At 41.9% G+C, this 19264-nt stretch carries 13 protein-coding genes; 7 read left to right on the top strand and 6 right to left on the bottom strand.

What is annotated here, in order from left to right; all coding sequences use genetic code 11:
- Positions 1-22 precede the first annotated feature (22 nt).
- Positions 23-1387: an MATE family efflux transporter gene (locus G7Y45_RS12720; protein ID WP_022011727.1), complete on the top strand. Its 1365-nt coding sequence runs from the start codon at positions 23-25 to the stop codon at positions 1385-1387.
- A gap of 83 nt (positions 1388-1470) precedes the next feature.
- On the opposite strand, the gene G7Y45_RS12715 is transcribed toward G7Y45_RS12720, so the two are convergent.
- The 6 genes from G7Y45_RS12715 to G7Y45_RS12690 are packed head-to-tail and all read right to left on the bottom strand — an operon-like array spanning position 1471 to position 12124.
- A complete protein-coding gene (locus G7Y45_RS12715; protein ID WP_165014707.1) occupies positions 1471-3780 on the bottom strand; it encodes an ABC transporter permease in 2310 nt (769 codons plus the stop codon).
- A gap of 11 nt (positions 3781-3791) precedes the next feature.
- Entirely contained in the window at positions 3792-4466 is a 675-nt protein-coding gene (locus G7Y45_RS12710) for an ABC transporter ATP-binding protein (protein ID WP_022011725.1), read from the bottom strand.
- Between the two features lie 15 nt (positions 4467-4481).
- Entirely contained in the window at positions 4482-6776 is a 2295-nt protein-coding gene (locus tag G7Y45_RS12705) for an ABC transporter permease (protein ID WP_032543538.1), read from the bottom strand.
- Between the two features lie 23 nt (positions 6777-6799).
- Positions 6800-9109: an ABC transporter permease gene (locus tag G7Y45_RS12700; RefSeq protein ID WP_032536051.1), complete on the bottom strand. Its 2310-nt coding sequence runs from the start codon at positions 9107-9109 to the stop codon at positions 6800-6802.
- 13 nt (positions 9110-9122) lie between these two features.
- Positions 9123-9797 carry an ABC transporter ATP-binding protein gene (locus G7Y45_RS12695; RefSeq protein ID WP_032536050.1) on the bottom strand — a complete coding sequence of 225 codons (675 nt, stop codon included), beginning with the start codon at positions 9795-9797 and terminating at the stop codon, positions 9123-9125.
- Between the two features lie 32 nt (positions 9798-9829).
- Positions 9830-12124 carry an ABC transporter permease gene (locus G7Y45_RS12690; protein ID WP_032536049.1) on the bottom strand — a complete coding sequence of 765 codons (2295 nt, stop codon included), beginning with the start codon at positions 12122-12124 and terminating at the stop codon, positions 9830-9832.
- 250 nt (positions 12125-12374) lie between these two features.
- Here G7Y45_RS12690 and G7Y45_RS12685 point away from each other — a divergent pair, with 250 nt between their 5' ends.
- From G7Y45_RS12685 to hcp, 6 genes are all read left to right on the top strand, one after another.
- Positions 12375-13184: a metallophosphoesterase gene (locus G7Y45_RS12685; protein WP_005805687.1), complete on the top strand. Its 810-nt coding sequence runs from the start codon at positions 12375-12377 to the stop codon at positions 13182-13184.
- The gene (locus G7Y45_RS12680; RefSeq protein WP_165014704.1) at positions 13159-13869 is read left to right on the top strand and encodes a hypothetical protein; all 711 of its coding nucleotides are present in this window, start codon (positions 13159-13161) and stop codon (positions 13867-13869) included. The genes G7Y45_RS12685 and G7Y45_RS12680 overlap by 26 nt, the downstream gene beginning before the upstream one ends.
- Positions 13870-14022: 153 nt before the next feature.
- Positions 14023-15354 carry a sigma-54 dependent transcriptional regulator gene (locus tag G7Y45_RS12675; RefSeq protein ID WP_165014701.1) on the top strand — a complete coding sequence of 444 codons (1332 nt, stop codon included), beginning with the start codon at positions 14023-14025 and terminating at the stop codon, positions 15352-15354.
- Positions 15351-16664: a PAS domain-containing sensor histidine kinase gene (locus G7Y45_RS12670; RefSeq protein WP_165014698.1), complete on the top strand. Its 1314-nt coding sequence runs from the start codon at positions 15351-15353 to the stop codon at positions 16662-16664. The genes G7Y45_RS12675 and G7Y45_RS12670 overlap by 4 nt, the downstream gene beginning before the upstream one ends.
- Positions 16665-16782: 118 nt before the next feature.
- Positions 16783-17448, top strand: a complete 666-nt coding sequence (locus tag G7Y45_RS12665) for a Crp/Fnr family transcriptional regulator (protein WP_165014695.1) — start codon at positions 16783-16785, stop codon at positions 17446-17448.
- A gap of 106 nt (positions 17449-17554) precedes the next feature.
- A complete protein-coding gene (gene hcp, locus G7Y45_RS12660) occupies positions 17555-19186 on the top strand; it encodes a hydroxylamine reductase (protein ID WP_165014692.1) in 1632 nt (543 codons plus the stop codon).
- Positions 19187-19264 lie beyond the last annotated feature (78 nt).

Here is a 19264-nt window from a genome sequence, read left to right as displayed (position 1 = left end):
AAAATATGTAACGCTTCACTATATGGCACAACAAACCGATCCTCGTATACTGGGCACAGAACCTATTGGCAAACTTCTGTTACAATACTCCATCCCGGCCATCATCGGAATGACTATTACGTCACTTTATAATATCATCGACAGCATTTTCATCGGGCACGGTGTCGGTCCCATGGCTATCTCCGGACTGGCTATCACTTTTCCGCTAATGAATCTGGTCGTGGCCTTCTGCGTGCTGATCTCTGCAGGTGGTGCCACCATCTCCTCCATACGCCTGGGGCAAAAAGACATCAAGGGAGCAACCGATGTTTTGGGAAATACATTAATGCTTTGCCTGACGAATGCAGTGCTGTTCGGCGGACTGGCTTATCTGTTTCTGGACCCGATATTGTTTTTCTTCGGTGCCAGTAGCGGCACACTTCCCTATGCCCGCGATTTTATGCAGGTAATTCTTCTGGGAACTCCCATCACCTATACCATGATCGGACTTAACAACGTGATGCGTGCCACCGGATATCCGAGAAAGGCAATGCTGACATCATTGGTGACGGTTATTGCCAATGTTATCATCGCCCCTGTCTTCATTTTCCATTTCGGTTGGGGAATTCGGGGAGCTGCCATGGCCACAGTCCTGTCACAGTTTATCGGAATGATATGGGTAGTAAGCCACTTCCGTAACAAAGAGAGTTTCGTTCACTTTATGCCGGGCTTCTGGAAGATGAAGAAACGCATCATCGGCAGCATTTTCTCTATAGGAATGTCTCCCTTCGCCATGAATGTCACGGCATGTATCATCGTCATCCTCATTAATAATAGTTTGCAAAAATACGGTGGTGATATGGCCATCGGTGCCTACGGTATCATTAACCGACTACTGATGCTGTATGTGATGGTAGTTATGGGATTAACAATGGGAATGCAACCCATCGTCGGATACAATTATGGTGCACAGAAGATTGACCGCGTGAAACATACGCTCCGTCTGGGTATCATCGTCGGTGTATTGATTACGAGCAGCGGCTTCGTTATCTGTGAACTTTTTCCGCATACAGTTTCGGCTATCTTTACCGACAGCGATGAACTGATTGACATGGCATCGTCCGGACTACGCATTTGCACGTTGATGTTCCCGTTCGTAGGTGCACAAATCGTTATATCAAACTTCTTCCAGAGTATAGGGATGGCTAAGATCAGTATCTTCCTGTCACTCTCACGCCAGTTAGTATACCTGCTTCCGGGATTACTTTTGCTTCCCCCTTTATATGGTGTAAAGGGAGTATGGATCAGCATGCCTGTCTCTGACGGATTGGCTTTCATAACAGCGGTAGTGATTTTGATGGTATATATTAAAAAGGTAAAAGAAAAAGCATCCGGACAGAGCCTCTAACCCTATGAAACAGAGGCTTGGTATAGATACGACAGAGGCTCAGTTTCAGTGAAACCGAGCCTCTGTCGTATAGTCTTGAAACATTACTCAGATTTAATGCTGTTCACCGGATTTTCGTTGGCCACTTTCCATGCCCGTAGCATTACGCTGACAACAATCAACAGCAACACAACCAATGCTATGCTGAGGTATAACCAGGCACTGGGGACAATGGCATCGCTAAACTGCTCAAGCCATTTACCACCGACAAACCAGGCTGCTGCTGCACCCAATAGTACAGCAGGCAAGGCTGTCCAGAAAATATCTCTTGAAAGAAGTTGCAAAACATCTCCGGCCTCAGCCCCATTTACTTTACGGATCGCAATCTCTTTACTACGACGACTGACTTCATCGTTAGTATAGCCGAAAAGTCCCATCAAGGTAATCAGCAGGATGGAAATAGAAGCAATGATTACCGAATCGCGGAAACGACGAATCGCTTCGTATTGCTGATCGATTATTTCCTGCAAAGGGATAAACACAATATCCTTCGTAGTAAACAGTTCTCCCATCTTTTGATTGAGAGCTTTCAAATTTTGATCGAATGGTTCTTTCAAACGTACATGGGGAGCTCCGGAAGCAAAGGGACTGCTGATATACATCACTATATCCTGAGGAGTATATGCACTTCGTATCGGAAAATCCTTTGCGACTCCCACAACAGGAAGAGAAGTCCCAATATTGACCTGTTTACCTACCGCACTGTCTTCCCAATGCATCTTCCGCACAAATTCTTCATTTACAATAGCCTGTTTGGGAGAATCAAAATTTTTACCATCAATAAGCTGAACTCCCATCATTGACAAAAAGTGGTAATCGCACATTGAAGTATGTGCATCGAAAAGCAACTTTCCTGTACTGTTGTAGACACTGAAACCACTATAGTAATCGGAAATAGGAAACCAGGCAAAAGCAACATCTTCTACCATCGGCAAACGACGTATATCAGAACGGGCATTATCAACTTCGTCATCGCTGAAGTAACACCTCGCAACAGCTATCCGTTCAGGATTATAATTCAACTCACGATTCATCACACTATAGTATTGAAGCAATACGACTGCCAATAAACCAAAGACAAAAGGTACTCCGGCAAACTGAACAAAAAGTAACGGGCGCTTCCAGGTTGTCTTCCGTTCGGTATAACGACGAAAAACCTGACTCACCGGAATAGACGAAAACATATATCCGGGTATCACTCCTGCCACGAAGAAAACAACTGCTATCACAAGCAAAGGCACCCATAAGGTCTCCCAAGTGAAAAGTGCACCGACCGAGGCGTTCAGCGTATCCTGAATCAGTTCTCTAAGATTCAGAATCAACAGGCCGACCAATACGAGTGCAGACAATATAATAAACATGGTTTCCCATAAAAACATACCGAATATGTTACCATCACTGGCCCCACTGCATTTATGGACTCCCACTGCTTTTGCACGACGTGCCAATGACGATACGGAAATCAAGACATAGTTCAAAGCAGCTATCAATAAAATGGCAAAAGCAAGAACCGACATGATAAGCACCATTTTTCGAACCTCCGGCTGACTACTGTGGTACTCAGATATAGGTTGAAAAGAATACTCTTCAGAAAAACCATCCTTCCCCTGCGGAAGATACTTTTTCTGCATTTCCGGTAACCGTCCGGCAACCCTCTCAGGAGCTTCCGTTTCATTATGGAAACGAACCACCCCCATGTAACTGATATCATATCCCCAACCGGCACGATCCTCTCCCATCCGCTTATACAAAGTGGCAAACGATACGATTACATCATATTTCAGGTCTGTATTCTCCGGCTGATCGGCAAATACTCCCCGTACAGTGACCGGATAGTTCTTTTCCCATAACATGGTTTGCCCGATAGGGTCTGCATCACCAAAGACACGTCGTGCCAATGATTCATTAATGAAAATAGCGTCGGGAGCCACTAAATCAGCTTTGTTCCCTTTCAACACTTCTACCCCCATAGTTGGGAGGAAGTGATCGTCTGCATAAATAGTCTGCTGTTGATCAAAACGTTCGTTTCCTTTAAAAAATATTTGCTGACCAACATTACGCAGCACAGTAGCCTCTTCCACCTCATCAGGAAAGTTCTCCCGGATAGCAGCAGGCATTGCACCATAAATATAAGGACTTGGCTTCTCCTGCTTTCCTTCATAGGAGTAAGAAGCCTGTATCAGAAACAGGTTTCTTGACTCCGGATAAAAATGGTCATAACTCAGTTCAAACGCGACCCGGGCAAACAGTAGAAGTCCGACAAACAGTCCCAAAGTTAACGAAATAATCTTAATGACATTTGAACTGCGTCCACGGACTAAGGTCCGAATGGTATAATATATGTGTCTTAGCATATTGATCTTTATTAAGCCTTTACACTTGCCACCACGCTACCGTCAAACAGATGCACCGTGCGATGGGCAAATGAAGCATCATGTTGGGAGTGGGTCACCATAATAATTGTTGTTCCCTCTTTATTCAATTCGGTCAACAGATTCATTACCTCCGCACCATTCTTGGAATCAAGGTTACCCGTCGGTTCGTCAGCAAGAATCAATTTCGGGTTAGTCACAACTGCACGGGCTATAGCCACGCGTTGTTGTTGTCCACCGGAGAGTTGCTGTGGGAAATGCTTGGCACGATGACTAATATTCATCCGGCGCAGCATATCTTCTACCATCTGACGCCGTTCAGAAGATTTTATACCCAAATAAGTGAGAGGAAGTTCCACATTTTCGTAAACATTCAGTTCATCTATCAAATTGAAACTCTGGAAAACAAAGCCCAGTTTACCCTTACGTACCCGTGTACGCTCCTTCTCCTGAAGACCGGCTACCTCCTGCCCCATCAGCTGATAAGAACCTTCTGTCGGGTTATCAAGTAATCCCAAAATATTGAGCAACGTAGACTTGCCGCAACCGGAAGGTCCCATAATGGCAACAAACTCGCCCTCCTCTATATCCAGGCTCACATGGTTTAACGCTACGGTTTCTACTTCAGAAGTACGAAAGACTTTACTAATGTCATTAATCTGTATCATAATTTATTTTATTTGTTATTCACTCTTAATACTATTCACCGGATTTTCATTGGCGATGTGCCAGGATTTCCAAATAATGCATATAATGATAAAAGCCAGTAGGCAAATAGCTATTGCTACATACCAGCCTATACTTATACATACCGTATCCCGAAATTGGCTTATCCATATTTGACTTACTAAGTAAGCTCCATATGTACCGATAGCAATTGAAGGAATAGCTACCCAGAAGATATCTTTAGATAACAAAAGCAAAACAGAACTTACTTCGGCGCCATTTATCTTACGAATAGCTATCTCTTTACCACGTCTGCGAACTTCATCATTCGTATACCCGATCAATCCCATCAAAGTGATAAACAGAATCGTTATAAAAGCCAATATAGTAGTATCACGAAATATCATTGTAGGACGATAGCCCCTTTCCAAATCCCGCTCCAAAGAGGTGAACTCTATTTCTTCTTGTGGATATATCTTTTTCATTTCATTATTCAACATACGCAGATTATCTGCAAAAGGTTCTTTAAGACGTACATGCATATTTACTAAATTAGTCCCCCATTCAATTTCTATGGGTTCATAGTCAGGTGGAAGCGTACCAAAACAGCAAGGAGCGAGTATTCCTACCACTGTTCCTCGATTAGGGATTATTTCACCAACGCCACTACCTGTCCAACCCATCTTTTCTACATAGGGTTGATTAACCAGAAACTGCCTTTCGCCAGTGAGGTTTTTCCCGGCCTTAAGCCGAAGCCCCATAAGTGGGACAAAATCTTTGTCAAATATACCACAACGGGGAGTAAAAAGAGCATTCCCGTTCTCATCAGTCACCTGTCGGTTCCCAAGCCACATCATACCTCCCTCAGCAGTGGCTACCCCTTCTACATAAGGCAACGATTTCAAATTATTACGTGCATTATCCGGCTCAGCAAACTTATGCCAACAAGATGCTATACGTTCCGGTCGATACCCCATATCTCTATTTGTAATATAATGGAACTGAAAAAAAGTCACACACATCAATCCAAAAATAAAAGCTACTCCTGCAAATTCTATAAATAGAAGTGTCCGCTTCCAACCCATATTCCCTTTAGTGTAATGATGGAAAACCTGCGTTACCGGAATTGAAGAGAAAACTTTTCCCGGCAATACACCTCCAATAATAAACAAAAAGGCAACTACCGACAATGGAGCCCATAGATTGTGCCAAGTGAAAAGAGATGATAACGACACTCCCGCCAATTCTTCAATTTTTTCCTGGAACTGGAATAAAAGTACTACCATGAAAAGCAGAGAGATCCCTATAATCAAAGCTGTTTCATATATAAACATCGAAAGTATAGCCCTATCAGACGCACCATTACACTTGTGAACACCGATTCCTTTTGCCCGCTGAGAAAGTGAAGAAATAGAAATAAGTACATAGTTCATAGTGGCGGCAAAAAGAATGGCAAATCCTAATAAAGACATTATTAAAATTGTCTTCCGCACATTAGATTGCTCCAAATGAATAGTACGTAAAGGTACTACAAACATATGTAAATGCAGATTCATTTCAGGAGGAATGTGCTTTGCAATCACCTTATCAATACCGGCATTGATAGCATCAGCGCTTCTTTCTCCGTCTTTTAAGCGGATAAAAGCATTATAATTACCACCACTCGTCCAGCCCGAACGTCCCCAACCATATTTATTATGGCTGGCAAAAGAAAGAACCATTTCGTGACGTTCCAGCGATACATTATCCGGAAGATCGGCATAAACTCCTCTCACCAAAGCTTCAACTTGAGTGCCCCAAACCATCAGATGTAAGGTTTTTCCTATAGGATCCTCTTCACCAAATACTTCTCGTGCAACAGACTGTGACAGAAAAACCACATCTGGGTTGGTCAAATCATTCGGATTGCCATTAATAACTTCTATCCCCATGGTACGAAAATAAAGAGAGTCAGATAAAATGAAAGACCGATTCAACTTTCGGTTGCCTATCTTTAAAGTAGTTCCGAAAGACAAACTCGAAAAAGCTGCACTTTCTACCTCTTCCGGAAATTCCTCAGCAATGGTAGAGGCTACCGGAATCAATGTATATACTCCGGCATTCCCTTTAATCACTCCATTCTCAACCCACTCCGTTTTTACGATGTAAAGATCATCCACATCCTGAAAAAAGTTATCATAACTAAGCTCAAAAGCAACTCGAGAGAATAAAATAATAGAAACTAATAACCCCAATGTCAGAGATATTACTTTAATGACATTACTTCCGCGTCCGCGAATCAATGTCAGAATGGTATAATAGAATTGTTTCATCGTTTTTACATATTAAATCATCACTATTCATTTTTTATGCTATTCACTGGATTCTCATCAGCAATATGCCAAGATTTGCCAGTGACACTTCCTACAATCAATAACGATATTAATAAAAGAAGCAAAAGAAAATGCCATGCGCTGAGACTAATTTGATCGGTAAATTGCTCCAACCATTTGTTTCCAACGACATAGGCCAATACAATCCCAATAAAAATGGATGGTAAAGCAATCCAGAAAATATTCTGATTCAAAAGATTAACAATATCCCACGACTTAGCCCCATTCACCTTACGGATGGCAATTTCTTTACTGCGGCGTTGCACTTCATCATTCACAAACCCCAATAACCCCATCAATACGATCACTAAAATCGCAACAGAAGCCACAACCACGGTATTACGAAAACGGCGCACTTCCTGATATTGATTATCGACCTCTTGACGGGCAGATCGGAATTGAATATCTTCCGTAGGAAATGTTTCCTTCATCAAAGCAGTGATTTTCGAAAGATTCTCTGTAAATGGTTCTTTCAAAATCAGATTCCGTTTATTAGCTTCCCATCTCCTTTCCAAATTGTTTACCAATGCCACAGGAACTTGTGGCTGATATGCGCTTTGCGCCACATAATTTTTAAGTACCCCAACCACAGTACCCCACTCATAGTTAGCTTCCATCAATTTCTGACCTATAGGCGAATCAACCCATCCAATTTGCCGTACCAATTCTTCATTTACCAATACTTCACCATCCTGACGGACATTACGTCCCTGCAAAATCTGTAATCCTAAATTCGGAACATAATGCTCGTCTATAAATTCGACACGCCCCATGAAACGTTTTCCATTAATATCAGTAAAAGATTGCCTCATATGCCCATCATAAATAAATGAAGCACTATTACAAGATGTCTCAATAAAAGGTAATCCTCGGAGAATGCCATCTATTTTATCCATCGAATCAAATGGTCCCCACCCTATAACTAAATTATCTACTCTATAGCCCATATTCCGACTCATAACCTGATTATACTGTAAAAGGATAATCATTAATAATCCCAATATGAAAGCAACTCCTGCAAATTGCACAAACAACAATGGGTATTTCCAAGAAACACGGTATCCAGTAAAACGATGAAAAACTTGTGTCACAGGAATTGAAGAGAAAAGTTTTCCCGGTAACAAACCAATCAGTAAAAACAATAAAATGATTACTAATGCAGGTACCCATAGAGTACGCCATGCAAATAGTGTCGCCAATGAAGCACCAAACAAGTCTTCTATTTCCAGTTTAAAACAAAGTAAAAGGACTATGACAAATAAAAGAGAAATTAAAATCAATAATGCCGATTCCCATAAAAACATACAATATATATGTCCAGTTGATGCTCCACTGCATTTATGTACTCCTACTGATTTGGCCCGCTGTGGCAAAGAAGAAATTGAAATAAGTACATTATTCATTCCAGCAATCAGCAAAATAATAAATCCGAGAATCGATAGGATATTCACAATCTTACGTGATTCTTTTTTTTGCAAATGAAATTGAGAAGGAGTTATAAACGAAAATTCTTCAGACCAGTCTTTAGTATACTGCATATATTTTTTCATCATTTCAGGCATACGTGCCGTCACCTTCTCTACATCTTCCGAATGGCGAAAACGAACCATACATATATAGCTGATATCACCCCGCCATCCACCACGTTCATCTCTAAATCTTTTTGCACGAGTCACAAATGAATAGACCCCATCAAAACGAAATTCAGCGTTCTCAGGAATATCTTCAAAAACGCCCCGAACTGTTAATGGATAATCAATGTTAATCATTACTGTCTTTCCAATGGGGTTAGCATCAGCAAAAAGACTTCGGGCAAGAGAACGAGACACAAACAATGCATCCACATTGTCCAACTCAGACACATTGCCGGAAAGTACTTTAATGCCCAAAGTGGAAAAGACATGGCTTCGAGAAGTAGCCAGTATTACATCTTTTTTTTTCTCGCCTTCATGATAAAGTGAACTACGACTAAACAAATCAATCAAAGTTGCATCTTCCACTTCATCAGGAAAATTTTCACGAATTGCCACCGGAAGTTTTCCGTAATTATCATAAACGGGCTCTTTCTTCTCACCCTGCGAAACAACTGTGCGTAAAGTCAGAAAAAGTTTTTCCGACTCTTGATAATAGCTATCGTAGTTTAACTCAAATGCTACGCGGGAAAAAAGCAATATTCCAACAAATAGTCCCAAAGTCAGTGAAACAATCTTGATGATATTGTTTCCCCGTCCTCGCAGTAATGTCTGAATGGTATAATATATATGTCTTAGCATATTGTGATCTTTATTAAGCCTTTACACTTGCCACCACGCTACCGTCAAACAGATGCACCGTGCGATGGGCAAACGAAGCATCATGTTGGGAGTGGGTCACCATAATAATTGTTGTTCCCTCTTTATTCAATTCGGTCAACAAATTCATTACCTCCGAACCATTCTTAGAATCGAGATTTCCCGTAGGTTCGTCAGCAAGGATCAATTTCGGATTAGTTACTACCGCACGGGCAATGGCTACACGCTGTTGCTGTCCTCCGGAAAGTTGCTGCGGGAAATGCTTGGCACGATGACTAATATTCATCCGGCGCAGCATATTCTCTACCATCTGACGCCGTTCAGAAGATTTTATACCCAAATAAGTGAGAGGAAGTTCCACATTTTCGTAAACATTCAGTTCATCTATCAAATTGAAACTCTGGAAAACAAAGCCCAGTTTACCCTTACGTACCCGTGTACGCTCCTTCTCCTGAAGACCGGCTACCTCCTGCCCCATCAGCTGATAAGAACCTTCTGTCGGGTTATCAAGTAATCCCAAAATATTGAGTAACGTAGACTTGCCGCAACCGGAAGGTCCCATAATGGCAACAAACTCGCCCTCCTCTATATCCAGGCTCACATGGTTTAACGCTACGGTTTCTACTTCAGAAGTACGAAAAACTTTACTAAGATCATTAATTTGTATCATAATCCTTTTTATTTTAATCGGTTTATTTTTGTTTATTCATTCTTTATACTCTTTACAGGATTCTCGTTGGCTATGTGCCAGGATTTTATCATCACACTAATCACAATTACAGCCATTATAGCCAAAGCAATCAGTACAAACCAATACACCTTCAAATGAATCTGTTCGGTAAATTGTCCCAACCAATGAATACCCATAAAATAGGCTCCTGTAGCACCTAACAATACGGCTGGCAGAGCTACCCAAATGACCTCCTTGGAAAGTAATTTTAATATATTGGAAGCTTCGGCACCATTCACCTTACGAATAGCTATTTCTTTGCTATGACGACGTACTTCATCATTAGTATATCCTATCAGTCCCATCAGTGAAATCAGCAAGATAACAATAAAAGCCAATATCACGGCATTGCGAAAGCGAAGTACGCTTAAATATTGGTTATCAATGGTTTTCTGTAATGATATAAATACAATATCTTCAGTAGGATACATTTCTCTTATTGTTTTATTAAGCAGACGAAGATTTTCCTCGTAAGGTGCCTTGAGCCGGACGTGATAACAATCATTCACATCCTGTTGCCCCATAAATACCACCGGTTTTAATTCATTATAATAACTGCTTACCGGAAAGTCTTCCATCACTCCCACAACTGTAAAATCCTCATATCTCATGCCCACAGCCCCATCAGTCCAATGGATAGACTTTACAAACTTTTCATTTACCAGAACCTGATTGGGACCATCCAAATTCTTCCCTTCTTTAATACGAATCCCCATAAACGGAGCATAATTATATGAACAAACATTCAGACGGGCTGTGAATACAATCGTTCCGTTATCATCAGCAACAGGCTGACCGCTATAACCGGAAGTTATGTTTGACCAACAGACTGCAACATCTTTTACCATTGATAAACGACGGAGATTATCCAAAGCAGATTCCGGATCATCAAAGCTGTGATAAGTGAAAGCCACTCCGTCAGCATTATACCCTAAAGGTTTGGTTGTAATCCGATTGTACTGTATAAGAACCACGCACAATACACCAAAAATAAAAGTCATCCCGGTAAACTGTACAAAAAGCAGAGACCGTTTCCAACCTCTCCTCCCTTCAGTATAACGTCGGAACACCTGAGTGACAGGAATAGAGGAAAATAGATATCCGGGAATGATACCGGCAAATAAAAACAGAACCAGAATAACACAAACAGGTACCCAGAGAGTTCTCCATGCAAAAAGAGAACTTAAAGAAGCGGAAGCAATATCCTCTATTTGCTCATCAAAATTTAAAACCAAGCTACCGACCAATATCAAAGATACCAAAATGATAATGCTTGTCTCCCAAAGAAACATCGAAAAGATGTTTTTGCTACTGGCTCCACTGCATTTATGTACACCTATCGCTTTGGCACGACTTGCGAGTGACGAAACAGAAATCAAAACATAATTCATTGCAGCTATAAAAAGGATAACAAATCCCAATAAGGACATAATCATTATCATTTTATGTACAACGGGAGTCTCTGCGTAAACTTCACGGATCGGTTGAAGTGAATAGCGCATTCCAAAGCCGTCATTTTCAAGATCGAACGGCAAGTACTTTTCAATCACCTTATCTATCCGAGAGTTCACTTTCTCCAAACTTCCGGTCTCTTTCAGGCGAATATACCCTTCGAAACTATCGCCACAAGTCCAGCTGACACATTCCCACTCATATTTTATGATGGTAGCAAAAGATATTACCACATCATGGCGTAAAGAACTATTCTCCGGAATATCCGCATAGACACCTTTAACAGTCATGGGAAAGGAACGCTTATAAAGTAGTACTTTCCCTATCGGATCTTCATTGCCAAATGCTTTTCGTGCAAAACTCTCGGAAATGAACATGGTTTCCGGATTACCCAGCTCATGCGGGTTACCTTTTAGGACCTCAATACCCATCGTCCGAAAAAAAAGAGAATCGGCAAGAATGACCTTAGGCTCCAAACGAGTATTTCCATTGAACAAAGTATTACTACGACTTTGCACACGCACCACTGTAGCCGACTCAATATCTTCGGGAAAGTTTTCACTAATAGCAGCCGGAACAGGAGCCATCACTGTCGGGTAAGGACCTTTCTTTTCACCATCCTTATAATGCACTGTAACATTGACGGCACATAATTTATCAGCCTCGTAATAATGGTTGTCAAAACTCAATTCAAAAGTAACACGTGCAAAAAGCAGTATCCCCATAAATAATCCCAAGGTCAACGAAATAATTTTAGCCAAATTTAAGCCCCGCCTATTAAGAAGAGTCCGGAAAGTATAGTAAAGTTGTCTCATATCTCTGTCTGTATATTATTATTTTAGAAAAACAGAAGTAACTCAATAATTATAAAGTTATTTATCTATTATAAAGCAGAAAGCGTGCCAAGAGGATTTATCTATTGACAATCAAACCATTGCATTTCACCATCTTCATTCTACCTGTCTAATTCTTAGACACTGCTGTCTATTTATTAGACAACAATATTTGCTTATCGAGAAGAAAACTCTATCTTTGCATCGAGTTTTCAATTCAAAAAAATAGTTTATGGATAAGAAAAAAGGAATAATCGGAATCTTTCTCTCTTGCCTGTTACTTACCGGTTGCGACATGATAGACTACCATCCCTACGATGTCAAAATCAAAGGCGAAAGAGATATTAATAACAAAAATATCGAGAAGATAGAAGCCAAATGTCTGAATAAGACCACTATCCGCTTTATAGCTATGGGTGACTCGCAACGATGGTATGACGAGACAGTAGACTTCGTAAATGCCGTAAATAAACGAAACGACATCGACTTTGTAGTGCATGGAGGAGATCTGAGCGATTTCGGACTAACAGACGAATTTCTATGGCAAAGAGATATCATGAACAAACTAAATGTGCCGTATGTCGCTTTGATTGGTAATCATGACTGTTTGGGAACAGGAGAAGAAGCATTCAGGAAGATATTTGGAGATACTAATTTTTCATTTATCGCAGGAAGAGTAAAGTTTGTATGCCTCAATACGAATGCAATGGAATATGATTACTCGGATCCGATTCCGGATTTCAATTTTATCGAAGCGGAATTGACAGAACGTTCGGACGAGTTTGACAAGACGGTATTTTGCATGCATGCCCGCCCTTTGTGCGATCAGTTTAATAACAATGTAGCCAAGATCTTTCAAATGTATATACGTCAATTTCCAGCCCTGCAATTCTGTACTGTAGCCCATGAGCATCGTATCAGTGCATCGGATGTATTTGAGGACGGAGTAATGTATTACGGCAGCAATTGTATGAAAAACCGCAGTTATTTAGTATTCACCATAAAACCTGAAGGATATGATTATGAAGTGGTTGAATTTTAAATCTACTCTTTATACTGTATTGGCACTGTTCTTGTTTTGTCCGGAAGACGCTTTGGCACAGGCAGACAAAAGTGATGAAGAAGAAACCAAAGATACTGTTCTGGTCTCCAAATCGGAGCCCAGCAAATATGATAAACGCATCCACCGTTTCCGGAAAGGATGGAACTCTTTGATACCGACTCACAATAAAATACAGTTTGCCGGAAATATGGGCATGTTCTCTTTCGGAACCGGATGGGATTACGGACGGAGGGATCAGTGGGAAACCGACCTTTTTCTGGGATTTATTCCCAAACATGACTCACATCGCACGAAACTGACTATGACCCTCAAGCAAAACTATATGCCTTGGAGTCTTGAGTTGGGGAAAGGCTTTTCTACGGAACCTCTGTCATGCGGGCTCTACTTTAATACGGTATTCGGACACGAGTTCTGGGTAAAAGAACCCAGCCGCTATCCGGAAGGGTACTATGGCTTCTCTTCCAAAATCCGTACCCACATCTTTTTGGGACAACGGTTAACCTATAACATAGATAAAGACCGTCGTTTCTTTGCCAAGTCTGTCACACTCTTTTATGAATTGAGTACTTGCGACTTGCTGCTGATAAGCCGTGCCACAAACCGTTACTTACGGGCACGTGACTATTTAAGCCTATCTTTCGGATTAAAATTCCAGTGGCTATAATGACATAAACAAAAGATAAAATTTTATCTCCCCTCTTTCTCCTGTCAGGAGGGGAGATAATAAGATATTTCCCGGATTTAGATTCATTTTGATCCTCTGTAATAGAGAATTGTTATTAACTTTGCCGCTAACAATTAAATTTCAATCTTCTAAATGGAAACCATTATCATTGTCGACGATAACAAAGGAGTACTGACAGCAGTGCAGCTATTACTGAAAAATCATTTTTCGAAAGCCATCACCCTCTCTTCACCAGTCAGCTTGTCATCTGTTCTGAGAGAAGAAAATCCGGAAGTCGTCTTATTGGACATGAATTTCACTTCCGGCATCAACAACGGCAACGAGGGCCTATTCTGGTTGCACGAAATCAAACGCCAATACCCCAATCTCCCGGTAGTACTTTTCACCGCATACGCCGATATTGATTTAGCTGTACGAGGTATCAAAGAAGGCGCTACCGACTTTATCGTAAAGCCATGGGATAACCAAAAGTTAGTCGAGACTCTGCTAAACGCTGCTTCACAGGCCAAAGAAGGCAAAAAGAAGAACCGAAAGAAAGAAAATCCTTCTATAGCTGCCATGTACTGGGGTGAAAGCAGTGCTATGCAACAACTTCGCATGCTGGTAGAAAAAGTAGCTACAACCAATGCCAACATATTGATTACGGGAGAAAACGGCACCGGAAAAGAAATGCTCGCCCGGGAGATTCACGCCCTGTCATCCCGTTATAAAGAAACGATGGTCTCCGTAGACATGGGGGCAATTACCGAGTCTTTATTCGAAAGCGAACTTTTCGGACATGTGAAAGGTTCTTTTACCGATGCACATGCCGACCGCACGGGTAAATTTGAAGCAGCCAACCATAGTTCTCTCTTTCTTGACGAAATCGGGAACCTCCCCTACCACCTGCAAGCCAAACTGTTGACAGCCATCCAACAAAGAAGTATCGTACGGGTAGGTAGTAACGAACCTGTTCCTGTAGATATCCGGCTGATTTGTGCTACCAACCGGAATCTACAGGGAATGGTTGATAAAGGAGAGTTCCGCGAAGACTTACTTTACCGTATCAACACCATTCATGTAGAGATTCCGCCTTTGCGTAATCGCAGGGAAGATATTGTCCCACTGGCCGAACGCTTCATTACACGTTTCTGTAAACAATACGACAAAGCTCCCATCAGCCTGACTGCATCTGCTTGTGAAAAGCTGACCGCACACTCCTGGTACGGTAACATCCGGGAACTGGAACATGCCATCGAAAAAGCAGTCATCATCTGTGACGGCAATTCGATACCTGCTGAAATGTTTCAATTGGTACAAAAAACAGAAATACAGCAAACCGAAGCTTCCACACTTGAGGAGATGGAAAAAGCCATGATCCGGAAGGCATTGGATAAATGCGGAGGCAACCTTTCGGCAGTAGCTTCCCAATTGGGAATCACCCGCCAGACACTATACAATAAGATGAAAAAGTTCGGCTTATGAAGACTCACATCAGACTACTTACCGAACGATATTGGTTCCGCCTCGGAGTGAGCCTCTGTTTTGCCATAACAGCGGCTCTGTTTTACTCAAACAGAGACTTCGTTTGGATGATATTGAGCCTCTGTTTTTTAATCTTCAGCATCTGGTGGCAATTATCTCTATACCGCATCCATACCAAGCGGGTTCTTTTCATGATCGATGCGCTTGAGAACAACGACAATGCCATTCACTTCCCGGAAGAAGAAACCACACCCGAAACCCGGGACATCAATCGTGCACTGAACCGGGTGGGACACATATTATATAATGTAAAATCGGAAACGGCACAACAAGAGAAGTACTATGAACTTATTCTTGACTGTATAAACACAGGAGTATTAGTGCTCAACGATAATGGAGCCATCTATCAAAAAAATAACGAAGCACTCCGTCTGTTAGGATTGAATGTACTCACTCACATCCGCCAACTGAGTAAAGTAGATGTGACATTGATGCAAAAGGTGGAATTCTGCCGTACCGGAGAAAAGCTACAGATTACTTTTAATAATGAACGGGGCACAGTCAATCTTTCCATTCGCGTATCGGATATTACAATACGCAAAGAACATTTACGCATCCTCGCCCTCAGCGACATCAACAGCGAATTGGACGAAAAGGAAATTGATTCGTGGATACGCCTGACGCGTGTATTGACTCACGAAATAATGAATTCGGTAACTCCCATCACTTCACTGAGCGATACCCTGCTCTCACTTTCCGATGCCCATGACGAAGAAATACGCAGTGGTCTCCAGACCATCAGCACTACAGGGAAAGGGTTATTAGCTTTTGTAGAGTCTTATCGACGTTTTACCCGTATCCCCACTCCCGAACCATCTTTGTTTTATGTAAAAGCCTTCATCGATCGCATGGTAGAACTGGCACGGCATCAGAACACTTGCAAAAACATCACGTTTCATACAGATATTTCTCCTGCCGACTTAATTGTTTATGCCGATGAAAATCTAATCTCACAGGTTGTCATCAATCTGCTCAAAAATGCAATTCAAGCTATTGGTACACAAGCTGACGGAAAAATAGAAATCAGTGCCCGCTGTAACGATTCGGAAGAGGTACTGATAGAAATCAAGAACAATGGTCCCGTCATTCCCCCGGAAATAGCAGACCATATCTTCATCCCATTCTTTACGACCAAAGAGGGAGGTAGCGGCATCGGACTTAGTATCTCTCGCCAGATCATGCGTCTGTCCGGAGGAAGCATCACCTTATTACCGGGTAAAGAAACTAAATTTGTGCTGAAATTTAAGTAAAACCATTGTTTCCAAAATGCGATATCAGTATTATTAGCAACGCAATAGCAACAGTTACCGGCAAACAATGAGAAAAGATTCCTGTTATTAATAATATATCAATTCAATCTTTAAAGCCATGACCTATCTTGCTAACAACCCTTTATTCCACGGAATTTCGCCCGAAACGCTATCCCGTGATTTTGACGGAATCGTTTCTCACCTCCGTATGTTCCGCAAAGGTGACATTCTTGCCAGACAAGGTGACGTATGCAACCGGCTGATGATATTGCTAAAGGGCAGTGTCCGGGGAGAAATGATCGATTATTCGGGCAGACTGATTAAAGTAGAGGATATTACTGCCCCTCGTGCGATAGCCCCACTTTTCTTGTTTGGTGCCGACAATCGTTACCCGGTAGAGGTCACAGCAAACGAAGTTACTGAGATTTTTGAAATTCCTAAAGAAAGTGTACTGAAGCTATTCCGGAGAAATGAGAGATTCTTAGAAAACTATATGAACCTTTCGGCCAATTATGCCCGGACACTTGCCGACAAACTATTTTTTATGTCTTTCAAGACGATCCGGCAAAAACTGGCCTCGTACCTGCTCCGGATTTCAAAACAGCAGGAGGGAAATCCTATACTACTCGATCGCTCACAGCAAGAATTGGCCGATTATTTCGGAGTGTCACGCCCCTCACTGGCACGCGAACTGGCACACATGCAGGATGATGGCCTGATCAGAACAGACCGGAAATTAGTGCACATCCTGAGAAAAGAAGATTTAATGCAGTTGATACAATAAAATCTCCAATCTTTTTTCTATTGTTTGTAACATTGGTTACAGAACTACCTCAAATCCTCCACCTATCTTTGCCTTCAATTAAGAAACCAATTAATACGTAAGAATTATGAGTATGTTCTGTTATCAGTGTCAGGAAACCGCAAAAGGTACAGGCTGTATCCTTAGCGGAGTATGCGGGAAAACTCCCGAAGTAGCCAATATGCAAGACCTCTTGCTTTTTGTTGTACGCGGAATCGCAGTCTACAACGAGGCATTACGCAAAGAAGGACGTTCTTCTGCCCAGGCAGATAAGTTCATCTTCGATGCCTTGTTTGTCACTATTACAAACGCCAATTTTGACAAACGGGCCATTATTGAAAAAATAAAGAAGGGCCTCGAACTTAAAAAAGATTTAGGTAGTCAGGTTACTATCGAGTCCGTCCCCGATGAATGTACCTGGTATGGCGATGAATCAGAGTTTGAAGAAAAAGCCCAAACTGTAGGCGTACTTCGCACTCCGAACGAAGACATCCGTTCACTGAAAGAACTGGTTCACTATGGCATTAAAGGTATGGCGGCATATGTAGAACATGCCTATAACTTAGGATACGAAAACCCGGAAATATTTGCTTTTATGCAACACGCACTGGCAGAACTGACCCGCGAAGATATTACGGTAGATGAACTGATAGCCCTCACACTCACTACCGGAAATTATGGGGTACAGGCAATGGCCCAGCTTGATACTGCCAACACCAATCATTACGGAAATCCGGAAATATCTGAAGTGAATATTGGCGTCCGGAACAATCCTGGTATCCTTGTCAGCGGGCATGACCTGAAAGATATAGAAGAATTGCTACAGCAAACAGAAGGTACCGGTATAGACATTTATACCCACAGTGAAATGTTGCCGGCACATTATTATCCCCGGCTGAAGCAATACAAGCATTTAGTAGGAAATTACGGCAATGCCTGGTGGAAGCAAAAAGAGGAATTTGAGAGTTTCAACGGTCCCATCCTCTTCACTACCAATTGCATCGTTCCACCACGCCCGAATGCCACTTATAAAGATCGGATTTACACAACGGGAGCCACCGGTTTGGAAGGTGCTATCCACATCCCCGAACGTAAAAACGGAAAGCCCAAAGACTTCTCTATCATCATTGAACATGCACGACGTTGCCAACCACCGGTAGCAATAGAAAACGGTACGATTGTAGGCGGATTCGCCCATGCCCAAGTAATCGCATTGGCCGATAAGGTGGTAGAAGCAGTAAAAAGCGGTGCTATCCGTAAGTTCTTCGTCATGGCCGGATGTGACGGCCGAATGAAAAGTCGCAGTTATTACACAGAGTTTGCAGAGAAACTTCCGGCAGATACAGTGATCCTGACAGCAGGATGTGCCAAGTATCGATATAATAAGCTGCCTTTAGGAGACATCAACGGCATTCCCCGAGTACTGGATGCCGGACAGTGTAATGACAGTTATTCGCTCGCTATCATCGCCATGAAATTGCAGGAAGTATTCGGACTAAAAGATATCAATGATCTGCCAATCGTTTATAACATTGCGTGGTATGAACAAAAAGCCGTTATTGTTCTGCTGGCTTTGTTAGCACTTGGAGTGAAAAAGATTCATTTGGGACCGACACTTCCTGCATTCTTATCACCTAACGTAAAACAGGTACTGATCGATAACTTCGGAATCGGAGGTATCAGCACAGCGGATGAAGATATTGCAAGGTTCCTGGCATGATATGAACGGTAAATGATGAACAGTAAACGATAAACGGAGGACTCTTGCCTATGGCACACAACCGGTTTATCGTTTACC

The organism is Bacteroides sp. ZJ-18 (genome assembly GCF_011038705.2).
Classification (GTDB): Bacteria; Bacteroidota; Bacteroidia; order Bacteroidales; family Bacteroidaceae; genus Bacteroides; species Bacteroides hominis.
The sequence above is the reverse complement of the archived record's forward strand: the minus strand, read 5'-3'. Positions and strand labels throughout refer to the sequence as shown.